The organism is Streptomyces sp. NPDC048416, assembly GCF_043200435.1.
Taxonomy (GTDB): domain Bacteria; phylum Actinomycetota; class Actinomycetes; order Streptomycetales; family Streptomycetaceae; genus Streptomyces.
In genome coordinates, this window is the sequence record NZ_JBICXU010000004.1 from 345,961 (window position 1) to 360,726 (window position 14,766).

The 14,766-nt window shown below is 70.9% G+C and carries 12 protein-coding genes; 3 read left to right on the forward strand and 9 right to left on the reverse strand.

Going from position 1 to position 14,766, the window contains the following annotated elements; genetic code table 11:
* Positions 1 to 10: 10 nt before the first annotated feature.
* The 5 genes from ACGFW5_RS08130 to ACGFW5_RS08150 form a co-directional block, all read right to left on the reverse strand.
* Positions 11 to 2,053 carry an endo-beta-N-acetylglucosaminidase gene (locus ACGFW5_RS08130; RefSeq protein ID WP_393833338.1) on the reverse strand — a complete coding sequence of 681 codons (2,043 nt, stop codon included), beginning with the start codon at positions 2,051 to 2,053 and terminating at the stop codon, positions 11 to 13.
* 22 nt (positions 2,054 to 2,075) lie between these two features.
* The gene (locus ACGFW5_RS08135; protein ID WP_393833339.1) at positions 2,076 to 3,317 is read right to left on the reverse strand and encodes a glycosyl hydrolase; all 1,242 of its coding nucleotides are present in this window, start codon (positions 3,315 to 3,317) and stop codon (positions 2,076 to 2,078) included.
* A 65-nt stretch (positions 3,318 to 3,382) separates the two neighbouring features.
* Positions 3,383 to 4,255: a carbohydrate ABC transporter permease gene (locus ACGFW5_RS08140; protein WP_393833340.1), complete on the reverse strand. Its 873-nt coding sequence runs from the start codon at positions 4,253 to 4,255 to the stop codon at positions 3,383 to 3,385.
* A 77-nt stretch (positions 4,256 to 4,332) separates the two neighbouring features.
* Positions 4,333 to 5,295, reverse strand: a complete 963-nt coding sequence (locus tag ACGFW5_RS08145) for a carbohydrate ABC transporter permease (protein ID WP_393833341.1) — start codon at positions 5,293 to 5,295, stop codon at positions 4,333 to 4,335.
* A 16-nt stretch (positions 5,296 to 5,311) separates the two neighbouring features.
* Positions 5,312 to 6,607, reverse strand: coding sequence for an ABC transporter substrate-binding protein (locus ACGFW5_RS08150; RefSeq protein WP_393833342.1), 1,296 nt, complete (start codon positions 6,605 to 6,607; stop codon positions 5,312 to 5,314).
* 209 nt (positions 6,608 to 6,816) lie between these two features.
* On the opposite strand from ACGFW5_RS08150, the gene ACGFW5_RS08155 reads away from it, so the two are divergent.
* Both ACGFW5_RS08155 and ACGFW5_RS08160 read left to right on the forward strand, forming a co-directional pair.
* Positions 6,817 to 7,896 carry a LacI family DNA-binding transcriptional regulator gene (locus ACGFW5_RS08155; protein WP_393833343.1) on the forward strand — a complete coding sequence of 360 codons (1,080 nt, stop codon included), beginning with the start codon at positions 6,817 to 6,819 and terminating at the stop codon, positions 7,894 to 7,896.
* A gap of 700 nt (positions 7,897 to 8,596) precedes the next feature.
* Positions 8,597 to 9,859 carry a serine hydrolase domain-containing protein gene (locus tag ACGFW5_RS08160; protein WP_393833344.1) on the forward strand — a complete coding sequence of 421 codons (1,263 nt, stop codon included), beginning with the start codon at positions 8,597 to 8,599 and terminating at the stop codon, positions 9,857 to 9,859.
* Positions 9,860 to 9,877: 18 nt separating this feature from the next.
* Here the strand turns inward: ACGFW5_RS08160 and ACGFW5_RS08165 are convergent, their stop codons facing one another.
* From ACGFW5_RS08165 to ACGFW5_RS08180, 4 genes are all read right to left on the reverse strand, one after another.
* Positions 9,878 to 12,109, reverse strand: coding sequence for a HelD family protein (locus tag ACGFW5_RS08165; protein ID WP_393833345.1), 2,232 nt, complete (start codon positions 12,107 to 12,109; stop codon positions 9,878 to 9,880).
* A gap of 245 nt (positions 12,110 to 12,354) precedes the next feature.
* The gene (gene trxA / locus ACGFW5_RS08170) at positions 12,355 to 12,687 is read right to left on the reverse strand and encodes a thioredoxin (protein ID WP_393833346.1); all 333 of its coding nucleotides are present in this window, start codon (positions 12,685 to 12,687) and stop codon (positions 12,355 to 12,357) included.
* Complete coding sequence (locus ACGFW5_RS08175) at positions 12,684 to 13,121, reverse strand: MerR family transcriptional regulator (protein ID WP_393833347.1); 438 nt, start codon at positions 13,119 to 13,121, stop codon at positions 12,684 to 12,686. Before ACGFW5_RS08175 ends, trxA begins: the two co-directional genes overlap by 4 nt.
* A gap of 131 nt (positions 13,122 to 13,252) precedes the next feature.
* Entirely contained in the window at positions 13,253 to 13,783 is a 531-nt protein-coding gene (locus ACGFW5_RS08180; protein ID WP_393833348.1) for an Lrp/AsnC family transcriptional regulator, read from the reverse strand.
* A gap of 77 nt (positions 13,784 to 13,860) precedes the next feature.
* Here ACGFW5_RS08180 and ACGFW5_RS08185 point away from each other — a divergent pair, with 77 nt between their 5' ends.
* Complete coding sequence (locus ACGFW5_RS08185; RefSeq protein ID WP_393833349.1) at positions 13,861 to 14,766, forward strand: NAD-dependent epimerase/dehydratase family protein; 906 nt, start codon at positions 13,861 to 13,863, stop codon at positions 14,764 to 14,766.

Sequence of the window (14,766 nt, forward strand, 5' to 3'; positions counted from 1 at the left end):
CGGGTGTGGACTACCAGGTGTGGGTGGCCCGTGCGTGGCCGGACACGGTGTAGAGCTCGCCCACCGCCCGCACCTCGAAGCATGCCGACTGCTCGCCCTGCTCGGGTACCTGGCCCGGCACGAAGAAGGCGCTCTGGCAGGTGCCGCCGAGAAAGCGCCGGGTGCCGTCGGGCAGGATCCGGTGCAGCTCGTAGTGGCGTACGGGACCGGGCGCGGGCCGCCAGGTGAACCGCAGTCCGTCCAACCCGGCGACGATACGCAACTCCCGCGGCCTGGCAGGCATTTGAGGCTCGTCGCGGATGGCGAGCGCGCCGAGCCGGTAGTGCAGCGCACCCGGCGCCACGAGGCGTACGCCGATCGACCGTGCGGTGCCGGACAGGCCGGCGAGGGACAGGCGCGTGGTGGTCCAGGCGCCCGCCTTCAGGGTGCCGGCGGGCAGCAGGCGGTAGGGGTACGGGGCGCCCGGCCGGGCGGGTTCATGGGTGGCGACGGCCAGTTCGACGGCGACGTCCGCGTCCGCGCGGTGGGTGAGCTCGACGACCGTACGCCGGGAGAGCGGCAGCCGGGTCGCGTAGAGGTCGAGCGTGACCGGCGCGCCGGGCTCGCCCGAGACCAGGACGCTGCTCCCGCCGCGCCACGCGTCCGCGAAGTCGAAGGTGACGGCGGGGTGCCGGCCGGTCGTGCGGGTGACCCAGCGGCGGGAGGGGAGGCGGTCCTGGAGCCCCAGGTGGTTCCACTCGGCGGGCGATGTCACCGTGCCCCCGTCGTACCAGCGCGCCCCGTGCCCGGTGTTGAAGGTGGTGGCGAAGGGCAGCGCGGTGACGGTGGAGCGGTCGGCGACGGCGGTGGCGGGGGCGCGCCAGGGGTCGGCCGGGTCCGGACGCGAGGGGTCGAGCGAGGCGCCGGTCCAGAAGCGGTCGTCGGCGGCGTGGAAGTCGCCGGGGGTGCGGTGCTCGGGCAGGTGGTTGCGGGTCCACTCGGGCCGGTAGAAGCCGAACGAGGTGACGTGCGGCTTGGCGGCGGGGACGATGGCGTCCCAGTCCACGGAGGAGCCCCAGCCGTTGGACTCCACATCCACGCCGGCCCACAACTCGTAGCGCTTGCGGCCCAGTTGCTCGGCCTTGGCGCCGGACGCGGCGAGGGTCCCGGGCGACCAGCGGAAGTCGAGGAACATGGTGTCGGCGGCCTGGAAGAACGCCTGGTTCTGCTCGTTGAGCGCGCCCTGCCAGCTCACCGAGCCGTTGGCGGTCATCGAGTCGTACCAGGTGACGCGCAGGCCCTTGGCCGTGCCCAGTGACTTCAGCTCCGTCACGAAGCCGCGCATGTCCGTGGCGAGCGCGGTGTTGCCGCCGCCGGTCTCGGCGTTGATGAACCATCCGTCGAAGCCGTACGCGGCGGCGACCGCGGCCAGTTGGGCGGCCAGCGGGTAGCGGCCCGCCGTATCCTTCTGCACCAGGTCGCGGGTCCACTGGAGCTGCCCCCCGTACGCGGCCGGCGGCAGGAAGACGTTGCCGAGGACGGGCACGCCGTGCCGGTGGGCCGCGTCCACGACGGGCGCGTTCGGCGCGAGGATCAGCCCTTCGCCGGAGGAGCCGCCCCAGAAGACCAGCTCGTCCAGGTACGCCCAGTGGGTGAGCGCGTAGTAGTCGGCGGTGGGCGCGCCCTGGGACGGGTTGGACGCGGTCGGCCCGAACGAGACGAGCGACTGGACGCGGGCCTGCCCGGCGTGGGCGGTCGCGTTCGCCGCGGTGGGCGTGAACCGTGCGGCCAGCGGCACGGACGCCGCGTTGAACGCCAGGTCGGGGTCGTTCGCCGCGCGCCAGGACTTCAGACTGCGCCAGGTGATGCCGGCGCCGGGACCGCCCTCGGGCAGCGAGTTGGGGTACCAGTAGGAGGCGTACGGCTGAACAGGCTTGAGGGCGGGCCGGGTTGACGGTCCGGCCCCGTGCGGCGTGGGGGTGTTCGCGGGCGCGGCGTGTGCGGGTGACGCGGGCACGAGGGCGGCCGCGGCGCCTGCGATGACCACGGCGCGTCTGGTGGGGTGCTGGTTCACGGGGTGCCTCCTGGCGGGAGCGTTACCGGACCTGGTCGGGGGTGACGACTTCGGTGATGCCGCGCGCGGCGAGATGGTCCCGGTCCCCCGCGCGGCTCGCGAGGACGGTGGTGGGCCGGGCGCCGTCGGCGGTGAGCCCGAAGAACGCCTCGAAGACGGCGCCGCCGGGCGCGCACACCGAACGGGACGCGGGGTGGTCCGGTACCACGACGGCGGTGGCGCGGGGCGCGGGGGCGTAGGCACGGGCGCCGTCGCGGAACGCCGCCGCGGTCCGTGCGAGGACTCGGGCGGTGTCCTTGGGGCGCCGGTCGTTGGTCAAGAGGCCGAGCCCGTATTCGAGTTCGGGGAAGTCGGCGAGGTCGCGCGAGACGTCGTGGGAGCTCCACCAGGTGATGCCCCACAGCCCGGGACAGTCCAGGGCGTTCTCGACGGTCGCCTCGGTGAAGGCGGCGGCGTGCACCGGCGGCACCAGCGGCGCGGGCGCGCCGACCTCCTGGAGCCAGACCGGGCGGTGCGGGTCCTTCGCCCACGCCTTGGACAGTTCGACCAGATAGGCGGCGTGGTGCTCGGTCGGCACGGAGAGCCGCCCGTGCAGTTGCGCGGTGCCGTTGAAGACCCAGGAGTGCACGGCGGTCACCGCGCCGCGCCGGGCCGCCTGGGCGGGGGTGAACGGCATGTCGTCCTGGTACCAGCACGCGTCGTACTCCGCGTGCAGGTGGAGCCTGCCGGGCGCCCCCGCCTCGCAGGCCGCCAGCATCCGGTCGAGCCACCGGTCGACCTGGTCGGGGGTGGCCCGGTCGGGGTCGGGGTGCGGGCCCGCGGCGAACTGGTTGATCTCGTTGCCGAGGGTCATGCCGATGAAGTTGGGCCGGTCGGCGAGGGCGGCGGCCAGCGTGCGCAGGTAGGCGGCCTGCCCGTCGGTGACCTCGGGGTCGGTGAACAGGTTGCGGCGGTGCCAGGTGCGGGTCCAGGCGGGCAGGAAGTCGAAGCTCGACAGGTGCCCCTGGAGTCCGTCGACGTTGACGTCGAGGCCGCGCTCGGCGGCGGCGTCCGCGACATCGACCAGGTGCTCGACGGCGCGGGGCCTGATCAGGGTGCGGTTGGGCTGGAAGTACGGCCAGAGCGGGAAGACCCGTATGTGGTCGACGCCGAGCGCGGCGATCGAGTCGAGGTCGGCGCGGACCGCCTGCGGGTCGTAGTCGAGCCAGTGGTGGAACCAGCCTTGGCTGGGCGTGTAGTTGACGCCGAAGCGCGGGCCTGCCATGGGGTGAACTCCAAGGTAGTTCTGCGAGAAGGGGGTGGCGACCGGATGACCGGCAAAAGGGACCGCTATCCCTTGACCGCGCCCTCACCGACCCCGCGGAAGAAGAACCGCTGGAGGCAGGCGAACATCACGATCAGCGGGGCGACGGCGATGATGGTGCCGGCCGCCACGACGCGCTGGTTGTCGGAGAACGTGCCGTGCAGGAAGTTCAGGCCGACGGTGAGCGTGAAGTGTTCGGAGTCGGAGAGCACGATCAGGGGCCACAGGAAGTCGTCCCAGGCGCCCATGAAGGAGAAGATCGCGACGACGGCGAGGGTGCCCTTCACGGCGGGCAGCGCGATCCGGCTGAAGCGCTGCCAGACGTTGGCGCCGTCGACGATGGCCGCCTCTTCGATCTCGTAGGGGATGCTGTCGAAGGCGTTGCGCATCAGGAGCACGTTCATCGCGCCGATGCAGCCCGGCAGCACCACGGCGACCAGGGTGTTGTTGAGCTCCAGGGTGCGCATGGTGGCGAACTGGGCCAGCATCGTCGCTTCCGTCGGGACCAGAAGGGCGAGGACGAACAGGGTCCCGGCGGCGGCGCGGCCTCTGAAGCGGAGCCGGGAGAGCGCGTATCCGGCCAGCGCGGCGCCGACGACATTGGCGGCCACATTGGTGAGGGCCACCTTCACGGAGTTCAGGATGAAGTCCCAGACCGGGATGATCTCGGCGACGTCGCGGTAGTTGGCGAAGGTGGGGTGCTGGGGCAGCAGTTGGGGCGGCGAGGTGTAGATGTCCTCGGTGGCGCCCTTGAGTGAGGTGGACAGCTGCCACAGGAACGGCCCGGTCATGACGAGCAGCATGAGGACGAGGGCGGTGTACCGCAGCGCCGCGCGCCCTCGGGGCGTACGTCCGCGGCGCGGGCGGTCGGGGGCCTGGGGGTGGCCGACGGCGGCCATCAGCGTTCGTCCTTCCGGTCGGCCATCAGTGTTCGTCCTTGCGATCGGCCATCAGTCCTTGTCCCTCCGGTCGGCCATCAGTCCTTGTCCCTCCGGTCGGCCCGCAGCACCAGGAGCATCAGGGCGAGCGTCAGCAGGAACAGCACGATCGACATGGCGGAGGCGTAGCCGGTGCGGCCCTGGAGTCCGGTGCCGGTCCGCTGGATGAGCATGACGAGCGTGGTGTCGGCGCCGCCGGGCCCGCCGGTCGGCCCCGCGATCATGAAGACCTCGCTGAAGACCTTGAACGCGGAGACCGCGGAGAGCGCGCCGACCAGGACCATCGTGGAACGCACGGACGGCATGGTGATGGAGACGAAGCGGCGGACGGGACCGGCGCCGTCCACCTCGGCGGCCTCGTGCAGTTCCCTGGGTACGTTGGCGAGCGCCGCCAGGTAAATGATCATGTAGTAGCCGAGGCCCTTCCACACGGTCAGGGCCATCGAACTGAACAGCAGCAGCCACTGGTCGGACAGGAACGGGACGGGGTCGACACCCACCATGTGCAGCACGCCGTTGACGAAGCCGCGATCGTCCAGCATCCACACCCACATCAGCGCCACGACGACGACCGACGCCACGACGGGCGTGTAGTAGGCGGACCGGAAGAACGCGATGCCGGGGATGTGCCGCTGGACCAGGAGCGCGAGCAGCAGCGGCAGGAGGACCAGGCAGGGCACGACCACGATCACGTACAGCGCGCTGTTGCGCAGGGCGACCCAGAACTGGTCGTCGTCCAGGAGTGCGGTGAAGTTGTCGAAGCCGACGAAGCTGCCGGGGGTCAGGGTGCGGGCGTCGGTGAACGACTTCCACACCGTGGCCAGGAACGGGTAGAGGGTGAAGGCGAGGGTGATCAGGAGGCCGGGCGCGAGGAACAGCCAGGGGCTGAACGCCCGGTGGGTGCGGCCCGCGGGGCGGCCTGCGGCGCGGCGCCCGGGGGCCGCGGCGGTGACACGGTCCGCGGGCCCCTTCGCTGCGACGGCCGGAGTCGAGGTGCTCATCGTTCGGTCCGCCGGGTCACTTCTGCTGGATCAGCTTGGTCATCTGGCCGGCCGCGCTGTCCAGAGCCTCCTTCGGGGATGCCTTGCCCTGGAGGCACTTGGCGATCTCGTTGCGCAGGATCGTCTTCATCTCGTCGCTGAACAGGACCGGCGTGTAGTTGACGGCGCTCGGCAGCATCCTGGCCGACGCGACCCGTATCTTGCCCTCCTCGCTGCCGTCGGACGTGGTCCAGTACGGCTTGTCGAGCGAGCCCTTGGTGCTGGGGAAGACGGCGACCTTGTGGCCGAAGTCCTCCTGGTTCTTCTGGTCGGTGACGAAGTGCGCGAAGGCCAGGGCGGTCGCGGCGTTCTTGCTCTGCGAGTTGACCGAGAGCCCCTGCAAGTACATGTTCTGCTTGCCGGTGTTGGTCGGTACGTCGGTGATGCCGAGGCTGCCGTAGAGCGACGGGGCGTTCTTCTTGAAGTTGTCCAGGTCGTGGGCGCTGCCCGGGTTCATGGCGACCTCCTGCTGGAGGAACTTCTGCCCGGCGGTCTCGGCGGTGAGCGTCAGCGCCTGCTTGTGCAGCCCGCCCTCCTTGAACATGTTCTGATACTTCGTCAGGAGCGCGACGCCCTTGGCGTCGTTGAAGGTGAACTTCGTGCCGTCCGCGCTCATGATCTGGACGCCGTACCGTCCGAAGTCCTCGACGGTCGGCGGCTGGGCCAGCGTCGCCTTGCCCTTCTGCGCCAACCGGCTTGCGTCCGCGAAGAGTTCGTCGAACGTCTTCGGCGCCTTCTCGGGGTCGAGGCCGGCGTCCTTGAACATCGACTTGTTGTAGAAGAGCGGGCCGGTGTTCAGATACCAGGGCAGGGCGTACGAGCCGTCGAGCCCCGGCATGTCGAAGCCCTTCCAGGCGCCGTCCAAGTACTCGGGCTTGAATGTGGCGGCGACCTTGTCCTTGTCCAGGTTGAGCAGGGTGCCGGCCTTGGCCAGCGGATAGGCGAGGTCCGGGGAGAGGTTCACGACATCGGGCAGGGTGCCGGCGGTGGCGTCGGCGCTCAGCTTGTCGGCGTAGTTGTCGGCGGGCTGGTCCACCCACTTCACCGTGGCGCCGGGGTTCGCCTTCTCGAAGTCCTTGATGACGCCTTCGAAGTAGTCCTTGAAGTTGGCGCGGAGGTTCCACGTCTGGAACTTGATCTCGCCCTCGATCTTCCCGTCGGTGGCCGAGCCCTTGTCGCTCCCGCCGCCGCCGCACGCGGTGAGCACGGTGAGCGAGAGGGCCGCGCCGAGTCCGACGGCCGTCCGGATCGCGACCCTGCGATGAATGGACATGAGTGGCTGACTCCTTCGCCTCGTCCCGATGACGTTGCCGCACACCATGCAGCCCGCATTAATTGGGCGTCAATAGCGAATAAGTGGCCCTATTGACTAAAGGGCCAGCTCAGCGGCGCTAAAAAGGACTAAAGTCCTGAATGTTGGAGCTCAACTAAGGCGGTTTAGTGACCTTCAACTAAACCGCGTTACCGCGCTACCATCTGCGCATGAGCGAGATCGAAAGCGATGCGCCGCCGCCCCGCCGTCCGACGATGAAGGACGTGGCCAGAGAGGCCGGCGTCTCCACGAGCGCGGTGTCGTTCGCGCTCAACAACCGGCCCGGCGTGTCCGATTCGACCCGGCGTCGCGTCATACGGGTCGCCGACCGGCTCGGCTGGCGGCCCAGCTCCGCGGCGCGGGCGCTGTCCGGCGAGAACGCGGGGGCGGTCGGCCTGGTGCTGGCCCGCCCCGCGGACAGCCTCGGCGGGGAGTCGTTCTTCCTCCAGCTCGTCTCGGGCATCCAGGCGAGCCTCGCCCCGCACGACCAGGCGCTGGTGTTCCAGATGGTCGACGACGTCCAGGCGGAGTGCGAGCTGTACCGGCGCTGGTGGGCGGAGGGCCGGGTCGACGGGGTCATCGTGGTCGACCCCCGGGTCTCGGACCCGCGCCCGGAGACCCTTGCGGTACTCGGCCTGCCGGCCGTGATCATCGGCGGCATGGAGGCGCCCGGCAACCCGGGGGCGCCCCAACTCCCGCGCCAGGCACGCCTGTCCAACATCTGGGCCGACGACTCCGGCGCGATGGACCTGATCGTGCGCCACCTGTACGCACTCGGGCACCGCCGCATCGGCCACATCGCCGGTACGCCGGGCTTCGCCCACACCGCCCGCAGGATCGCCTCGCTGCGGGCGGCGGCGCGGCGGCTCGGCCTTGAGCACGCGGTGTCCGTGACCACGGACTTCACTGACCGTCAGGGCGCGAAGGCCGCGCGACGGCTGTTCGGCGGCGCCACCCCGCCCACCGCCCTCATCTGTGACAACGAGGTCATGGCGGTGGCGGCGGTCAGTGTGGCGGCGGAGCGGGGGCTGCTCATTCCCCGGGACGTCTCGGTGGTGTCCTGGGAGGACTCCGTCATCTGCCACACCCTGCACCCCCAACTCACCGCGCTGGTCCGCAAGGCGGACGAATTCGGGCAGCGGGCGGCGACGCAGCTGCTGGCCCTGCTCGACGGCGGCGCCCCGCGCCAGCTCCAGGATCCGCTGCCTCGGTTGCAGCCGCGCGAAAGCACGGGGGCGCCTCCCGCTTAGGGGTTCGGGGTGGGGATGTTTGCCCACCCGCCCGCCCGTTCCGCGGGGTTGGTTGGTTCCGGCCCCCTGGGGCTCCGCCCCAGACCCCGCCCGCGCCTGAACGGCGCTCGTCCTCAATCGCCGGACAGGCTGAAGATGCCCACCCCGACCGGCATCCCCCTACACCCCACCCCCAAAGGCGCCCCACCGCAGCCACATCAGGGACGCGAGGAACCGCGCGACCAACCACACACGACCCGCACCCGAAAGCCGGACCTACCAAGGGACGCGAGGAACCACGCGACCAACCACACACGGCCCGCACACGAAAGCGGGACCTACCAAGGGGCGCGAGGAACTGCGCGGCCAACCACACACGGCCCGCACACGAAAGCGGGTTCCAGGGGCGCGAGGAACTGCGCGAGAAGCGACCACGGCCCGCACCCGAAAGCGGGTGTCAGGGGCGCGGGGAACTGCGCGAACGGCCACACACGGCCCGCGGCCGAAAGCCGGACCTACCAAGGGGCGCGGGGAACTGCGCGACCAGCCACGCGCGACCCGCACCCGAAAGCCGGCCCATCAAGTGGCGCGGGGAACTGCGCGAACGGGCGGCGTTCGAGGTGGCTCGCGGCTGGGACATTCTGGGCAGGACGGGTGAAGTTGGGGCGGATCGACGCCGCGCGGCCCGGCGGCCCGCGTCTGCCGCCCAATACTCGCCGCCATGACCCCCACGCGCAGAACATCACGGCCCCGCGGCGCCGTAACCGCCCTCACCGCACTCACCGCGGCCCTCGCCCTCTGCGTCACGGCCCCCGCCACCGCGAACACCGCGGGCACGGGCACCCCCGCCTCGGGTGACGACGGGGCCCGGCGGGGCGCCTGCGCGACGTCACACCGGCCCGCCCACGGCCCGGCGCACGATGTCCTGCGCATCGCCGAACAGGCCAAGCAGGAACTGAAGCTCAAGTCCGTGATCCTGCGGGTCACCGTCGACGGCCGTGAGCTCGTCACCTCCGCGCTCGGCGAGTCGATGACGGGTGTTCCTGCCGACCCGGCGATGCACTTCCGGAACGGCAACATCGCCATCAGCTACCTGGGCACGGCCCTGCTGCGCCTCGTCGACCAGGGCAAGGTGAACCTCGACGACCCGGTCTCGCGGTGGCTGCCGGACGTCCCGCACGGCGAGGGGTTCACGCTGCGCATGCTCGCCAACTCCACGACCGGCCTGCGCGACTACGTCCCCGACCCCGGCTTCCAGCAGGCCGTCACCGCGAACCCGTTCCGGCAGTGGCCCCCCCGGGAACTCGTCGCCATCTCCACCGGCCAGGAGCCCTGGTACGACCCCGGCACCAACTGGAGCTATTCGCACGCCAACTTCGTCCTGCTGGGCGCCGCCCTGGAGAAGATCACCCACACCCGCCTGGACGTTCTCCTCGAACGAGAGGTCCTGGGGCCGATCGGACTGCGCGAGACCCGCAACAGCTTCACGCCCGAAATCCCCGAACCGGCTTTGCACGCGTTCACCGCCGACCGCGGGACCTACGAGGAATCCACGTTCTGGAACCCCTCGTGGACCACTGCCCCGGGTGCGGTGGAAACCACCGACATCTGCGACCTGGCCCGCTCGGCCGGTGCCATCGGCTCGGGCGAGCTTCTTTCGAAGTCCTCCTACCAGGAGCTCCTTGACCCGGGCACGGTCGGCCTCGGCCACCCGACCGACACGTGCCCCGCCACCGTGTGCCTCGCGCAGACCGAGCAGACGCACTACGGCATGGGCGTGATCGTCCTGGGCGACTGGATCTCCCAGCACCCGCTGTTCTTCGGCTACTCGGCCTCGATGGCGTACCTGCCGTCCGAGCGCATGTCCATCGCCGTCTCGACCACGCAGAACCCCGGCTCCCAGGACGGCCACACCGCGCACACCATCGTCCAGCGCATCGCCGCCGCCCTGACCCCCGACCACCCCATTCCCGACTTCGGCTGAGCCGTACGACAAGTAGCTCTAGGGCAGCAACTGGCCGAGGGTGTCCGGCAGTTCGGACGTGTACAGCACGCCGAGCCGCTGCGTCGCCCTGGTCAGCGCGACGTACAGGTCGCTCACTCCGTACTCCCCCGGCTCGACCACCAGCACCGTGTCGAACTCAAGCCCCTTCGCCTGACGCGGGTCGAGCAGGACGACCTCCCGGGTGAGGTCGGGCGCGGGGCCGGACGCCGCGTCGGGGAGTTCCGCGAGCAGGGCGGCGTGCAGCCGGGCCGGGGCGATGACGGCGAGGCGGCCGCCACCCCGCTCGGCGGCGACGGCCTGCGCCACCGCGGGCGCCGGCGCCTCGGGTGCGAGGGGGCGGACCCAGGGGCGTACCCCCGTGGAGCGGACGGAGCTGGGCGGCACGAAGGACGGGTCCGCCGCCCGGGGGACCTCGGCCGCGACCTCCATGATCTCCGCCGGCGTACGGTAGTTGACCCCGAGCCGGACGTGCTCCCAGTGCCCTTCGGCCACGTACGGCGCGAGGATCCGTTCCCAGGACCCGACCCCCGCCGCGTCGGCGGTCTGCGCGGGGTCCCCGACGAGCGTCATCGAACGGGTCGGGCAGCGCCGCATGAGCAGCCGCCAGGCCATCGCCGAGAGCTCCTGCGCCTCGTCCACGATGATGTGTCCGAACGCCCAGGTGCGGTCCGCGGCCGCCCGCTCGGCCGCGCTGCGGTGGTCGGCCTCCTCGTGCCGCTCGGCCATCCGCTCGGCGTCGATGATGTTGTGTGCGGCGAGCACTTCGGACTCCTCGTCCTCGAACTCGTACGACTCCGAACCGGCGGAGAGGTCGAGGACGCCCTGCGCGTAGGCGATCCGCTCCTGGCGTTCGGCCTCGGCGGCGGCGCGTGCCGCGCTGTCGTCCTCGCCGAGGAGTTCGGCCGCCTCGTCGAGCAGCGGCACGTCCCCGGGCGTCCATGGGCCGCCCTCGCGCCGGATCGACCGGGCCTCGTCGTCGGGGAGATGGGCCGGGTCGGCCAGGAAGTCCGCCACCAGTTCCTGCGGCGTCAACAGGGGCCAGAGCGTGTCGATCGCCGCGTGCACGTCGCGGCTCGTGGCGATCTCCTTGCCCATCTGGGCGGCGTCGTCGGGACCGAGCAGGTTCGGGCCGCCGTAGGGGTCGGCGCCGATGCGCTCCACGAGCTGCGCGGTGAGCGCGTCGATGATGTGGAAGGCGAAGTACGGCCGTGCCAGGTTGTGCGGGAGTCCGCTCTCGCGCGCCCGCCACCGGGCGTCCTCGGCCATCGACCGGTCCAGCTGGATCGCGCCGTATCCCTCGTGCGGGATCTCGACGGCCCGCTCGGGCACGGTCTGGCGGTCGCGCACGACCGCCGCGAGGACGTCGGCCATGGCCGCGCGGCCCTTGATCTCGGCCGCCTCGGGGGTGTCGGCGCCGGTCGCGTGCACGCCGGGGAACAGCTCGGCCATGGTGGACAGGAGCACCCCGGTCTCGCCGAGCGAAGGCAGTACGTCGCCGATGTAGCCGAGGAACGCCGGGTTGGGTCCGACGACGAGGACGGCCCTGCGGGCAAGCAACTCCCGGTATTCGTACAGGAGATACGCGGCCCGGTGCAGCGCCACGACGGTCTTTCCGGTGCCGGGGCCGCCCTCGACGACGAGCACACCGCTGTGCGGGGCCCGGATGATGCGGTCCTGCTCGGCCTGGATGGTCCGCACGATGTCGTGCATCCGGCCGGTGCGGGCGGCGTCGAGCGCGGCGAGCAGCACCTCGTCGGCGTTGGCACCCTCATGGCCGGTCCGTTCGGAGTCCGTCAGGTCCAGCAGTTCGTCGTGGAGCGCGGTGACGGTGCGGCCCTGGGTGGAGATGTGCCGCCTGCGCCGCAATCCCATCGGGGAATGCCCGGTGGCGAGATAGAAGGGGCGGGCGACTTCGGCGCGCCAGTCGATCACCACAGGAGTGCGTTCGCGGTCATTCCTGCGGATTCCGATGCGTCCGATGTGATGGGTCGCGCCGTCCTGGAAATCCAGCCTTCCGAAGCACAGCCCGTTCTCGCCCGCGTTGAGGGCGCCGAGCAGGCCGGACTGTTCGGCGACCATCACATCCCGTTCGAGCCGGGCCTGGAGACCCGTGCCGGCCTGCGACAACGCCGTACGCATCGCGACCTCCGCCTGGTCCCGCAGCTCATCGAGCCGGGTGTACAGATCGGTGATGAATTGCTGTTCCTTCCGACATTCCTCGGTTGACAATTCCACTCCTGACGCGATACGGTGCACTCATAAGGCTTCTTCGTATCCCTGCCATGCAAAGATACGAAACACCTAATATACGCAAAGGAATGCCCCGGATGTCAATTCATCCGGGGCATTCCTTTTGCGTTCCGCGACGTACTGCCGACGCCGCGTCGGCCCTACACGCGCCACCTGACCCAGCCGCGTCACATGACGCCCGCCTCCGTCTCGCACGAGGTCGCCGCGTCACATGACGCCGCGTGTCACAGCACGTCTTCGAGCTCCTGGAGCAGCCGGCGCCTGGGGCGCGCGCCCACCATCGCCTTCACGGGCTCCCCCGCCCGGAACACCATCAGGGTGGGCATCGACAGGACGCCGTACTTGGCGGTGGTCTCCGGGTTCATGTCCACATCCAGCTGGACGATCTTCAAACGGTCCGCCAGCTCCACGGCGAGGGCGCTCAGGACGGGCGCGATCTGCCGGCACGGCGGACACCAGTCGGCGGTGAACTCCACCAGGACCGGAAGGCCGGCCTCCCGCACCTCCGCGTCGAAGGTCGAATCGGTCACCTCGTCCACGCCTGCTGCCTTGATCATCGCGTTCTCTCCTCCGTAGGGGGCCCGGCCGGCGGGCTCAACTCGCAGCGCGGCTCGGGGCCGCCCGGATTCTGCGCCGACGCCATCAGTTCGGCCCGCGCCAGCTCCTCGCCGACCTGGGCGCGCACGGCGGTGAGTTCACCGATCAGCGCGTCGAGGTCGGTCAGCTTGCGGCGGTACACGGCGAGCGACGCCGGGCAGGTGTCGCCCGCCGGGTGTCCGGCCCGCAGGCACTCCACGAACGGCCGGGTCTCCTCCAGCTCGAACCCGAAGTCCTGGAGGGTCTTGATCTGCTGGATCAGCCGCAGATCGTCCTCGTCGTACGTCCGGTAGCCGTTGTCCGCGCGCCGCGCGGCCAGCAGACCGCGCGACTCGTAGTACCGAAGCGTGCGGGTCGTCGTCCCTGCCCGCGACGCGAGCTCGCCAATGCGCATACCCAGGACGGTAATCCTTGACGTCGACGGCAAGGCAAGCGCGAGAGGAGCGACGGCGGCCAGGTCCGGCGGCGCAGCTGCTCACCGAGGCCGAGCGGCGGCTCGGTCCCCCAGGGACGCCGTGCGCCGGATCAGTCCCGTACCGGCGGCAGCAGCGGCTTCCCCTCGCGGCCGCCCACCGGCGACGAGAGCACGATCGACGTCGTCGTGCGGCCGAGCGCCGAGGTCTGCTCCAGGATCTCCTCCAGGTGGACCGTGTCCGCCACGGCCACCTTGATGATCCAGCAGTCCTCGCCCACCACGTGGTGCACCTCGATGACCTCCGGCCGCTCCATCAGCTCCAGGGTCCGCGGATGCTTCAGGTTGTACCCGCCGTGCGGGCTGACCCGGATGAACGCCTGGATGCCGTAACCGAGCCGGGCCGGATCGACCCGCGCCCCGTACCCCGTGATCGCGCCGCTCGCCTCCAGCCTGCGCAGCCGCTCGGTGACCGCGGCGGGGCTCAGCCGGACCCGCCGGCCCAGCTCGCTGAGCTTGATCCGGCCCTCCCGCTGGACCACTTCGAGCAGCCGGCGGTCGACCGGATCGAAGCCCCCTGACGAATCGTTGGCCGTGCCCCGCGCATGCCGCGGTTCTTTCGGTACCGCCGCGAGATCTCCCATGTTTCCCCCTTCAGTCCCCGGCCCGTCAACGTAACACTGGTATCCGGAAAGCCGCAGGTGGGAAGGGGAGCGAGGATATGCGTGAGGTGCTGGTCATCGGGGGCAACCGCTACTTCGGGAAGCGGCTCGTCGCCCGGCTGCTGGCCGCAGGTGACCGGGTCACGGTCCTGAACCGGGGCTCGGTGCCGCCCCCGCCCGGCGCGGCCCGGCTGATCGCCGACCGCGACGACGAGGCCGCTCTCGCGGCCGCCGTGGGCGAGCGCACCTTCGACGTCGTCATCGACCAGGTCTGTTACACCCCGCGGCAGGCGGCGATCGCCCGTCGCGTCTTCGCCGGCCGCACCGTGCGGTACGTCATGACGTCGACGGTCGAGGTGTACGAGTACGAGGACCGCGCCGAGCCGGTCGGCGAGGACGCCCTGGACGCGGCCACGGTGATCGTCACCACCGAACTCCCCTGGCAGGAACCGGAGTTCGTCGCCGAGTACTACGGCGAGGGCAAGCGCCAGGCCGAGGCGGTGTTCGCCGCGGACCCGCCCTTCCCGTACGTCGCGGTGCGGGTGGCCCATGTGCTGGGCGGGGCCGACGACTTCACCGGGCGCCTGGCCCACTACGCGGACCGGATCCGCTCGGGCGAGCCCGTCGCGGTGGCCGTGCCGAACCGTGCGGCGACGTACATCGACGTCGAGGAGATCGCCGCGTTCCTGTTCTGGGTGACCCACCAGGACTTCACCGGCCCCGTCAACGCCGCGTCGCACGGGCCGTTGAGCACCGAGGACATCGTGACGGAGGTGGCCGGCGCGCTGGGCGGCGCACAGCGGCCCGTACGCTACCAACCGGTGGAGGTCGGCGCGGTCTCCCCGTTCTCCTTCGCCCGTGCGTACGCGATGGACAACTCCCGCGCCGAATCGCTCGGCTTCGCCTTCTCACACACCAAGGACTGGCTGACGCGCGCCGTCACCGAGACACTGGGAGTCAACTGA

Excerpts from the sequence above, each read along its gene's own strand:
- ACGFW5_RS08135 (WP_393833339.1), bottom strand. The coding sequence starts at position 3,317 with ATGGCAGGCCCGCGCTTCGGCGTCAACTACACGCCCAGCCAAGGCTGG.
- ACGFW5_RS08140 (WP_393833340.1), bottom strand. The coding sequence starts at position 4,255 with ATGGCCGCCGTCGGCCACCCCCAGGCCCCCGACCGCCCGCGCCGCGGA.
- ACGFW5_RS08145 (WP_393833341.1), bottom strand. The coding sequence starts at position 5,295 with ATGAGCACCTCGACTCCGGCCGTCGCAGCGAAGGGGCCCGCGGACCGT.
- ACGFW5_RS08150 (WP_393833342.1), bottom strand. The coding sequence starts at position 6,607 with ATGTCCATTCATCGCAGGGTCGCGATCCGGACGGCCGTCGGACTCGGC.
- ACGFW5_RS08155 (WP_393833343.1), top strand. The coding sequence starts at position 6,817 with ATGAGCGAGATCGAAAGCGATGCGCCGCCGCCCCGCCGTCCGACGATG.
- ACGFW5_RS08160 (WP_393833344.1), top strand. The coding sequence starts at position 8,597 with ATGACCCCCACGCGCAGAACATCACGGCCCCGCGGCGCCGTAACCGCC.
- trxA (WP_393833346.1), bottom strand. The coding sequence starts at position 12,687 with ATGATCAAGGCAGCAGGCGTGGACGAGGTGACCGATTCGACCTTCGAC.
- ACGFW5_RS08175 (WP_393833347.1), bottom strand. The coding sequence starts at position 13,121 with ATGCGCATTGGCGAGCTCGCGTCGCGGGCAGGGACGACGACCCGCACG.
- ACGFW5_RS08180 (WP_393833348.1), bottom strand. The coding sequence starts at position 13,783 with ATGGGAGATCTCGCGGCGGTACCGAAAGAACCGCGGCATGCGCGGGGC.
- ACGFW5_RS08185 (WP_393833349.1), top strand. The coding sequence starts at position 13,861 with ATGCGTGAGGTGCTGGTCATCGGGGGCAACCGCTACTTCGGGAAGCGG.